This is a genomic window from Candidatus Symbiopectobacterium sp. NZEC135, assembly GCF_025962695.1.
Genome location: NZ_JAGFPF010000515.1, coordinates 1 through 1,284, shown reverse-complemented (window position 1 = coordinate 1,284; position 1,284 = coordinate 1). Strand labels below are relative to the sequence as shown.

Annotated in this window: 2 protein-coding genes; both read right to left on the bottom strand. The window is 53.8% G+C overall.

The annotated features are described in order from the left end of the window. Positions 1 to 353: glutamine amidotransferase-related protein (locus J5224_RS28360; RefSeq protein WP_264628443.1), on the bottom strand; the 353-nt coding region annotated here is incomplete at its 3' end. Positions 354 to 449: 96 nt separating this feature from the next. Continuing rightward, complete coding sequence (locus J5224_RS28355) at positions 450 to 983, bottom strand: YlaC family protein (RefSeq protein WP_264628442.1); 534 nt, start codon at positions 981 to 983, stop codon at positions 450 to 452. Positions 984 to 1,284 lie beyond the last annotated feature (301 nt).

Sequence of the window (1,284 nt, the reverse complement as noted above, 5' to 3'; positions counted from 1 at the left end):
TTGCCCTTGGGATTATCGGCAACCAGCCCACCAAGCACATCCGCCAACAGTTGGTGTCCATAACACACGCCCAGCAAGGGCAGCTGCGCATGGTACGCCTGACGCAGCCAGGCCGCCGTTGATTCGCTCCAGTCTATCCTGTCAGTAACCATCGACCAGGAGCCAGTGATCACCGCCCCGGCTACCGCGTCAGGATGGGGTAAGCGCTCCCCCCGCTCTGGGCGAACCAACAACAGCTCACGCGGCTGCGCGGCCAGTGCTGCACTGAACCAATCACTTTGTTCACCCACCACCTGGGCAATCGGCTGCGGCGGCACGCCCATTTGAATAATCAATAACGGCTTTTTATCCATGTTGTGCTTACCTGCTTCTCAATACGCGGAGTGTTACCGCTGTTCCTTTTGAACCCTACCATGCCGCCGAAACACTGTCACGAGACTGACGTCTGGTCACACCGCCGAACCCGGCGACTTCAGATACACCAGCGCATACACGTCAAAAAAGGTCACTTTGCCCTTGGCCTGCTGAATCTGCTCAACGCCCTGCTTGACCTCGGGGGCAACTTCCGTGCTTGACTGAATTTGTGCATACGCCTGTTGCGAAATGCTGCGCTTATTAAACCATTCACCGTTATAGCAAACGCGCAAATCCATCTGGTCAATATCGTCAAAGTGGTAGCGTGGACTCACATGGCACGACAGCCCCAGTGACACGCCCAGCACAAACAGCGTGAACCCCACCACATACCCGATACCGAAATAGTCGGCAAACCCCAAAATCAACATCACCGGGAGATAGCACAGCAACATGCCGCCAAACAGATAGGGGTGTTTACGGATAAAGCCGGGATTAAAGCGGATTTTGTTATCGCGCTTCTCTTTACGATTAAGCCGTTCGATGTCATCACTCAGAATACGTTTCATCTCATCCATCGGGATACTTCCTCTCCTCGCCGCCGGATTCGCCTTATCGACGCGCACCATGCTACGCCGTTGTCTGTCAGTATAGTCGCATCGGCGTTAACGAAAAAATAACATTCCGTCCAGACGATAAATCAACAGCGTGATGCCCCAGCACACGATGACCAGGAGAAAGGGAGCAGGCGGGTTTGTCAAAGAGAAAGCATTGCGTGCACCGTCACAGCGGCACACGCAATAAAAACAGCAGTGGGACTGGGAGACTAGCGTACCGCAGGCATTTCAAGGTCGGGATCGATCAGGTTGTAGATTTGATTGCCAAATACCGGTTGCAGCAACAGTTTCTCCAACGCAAATGCCACATCCT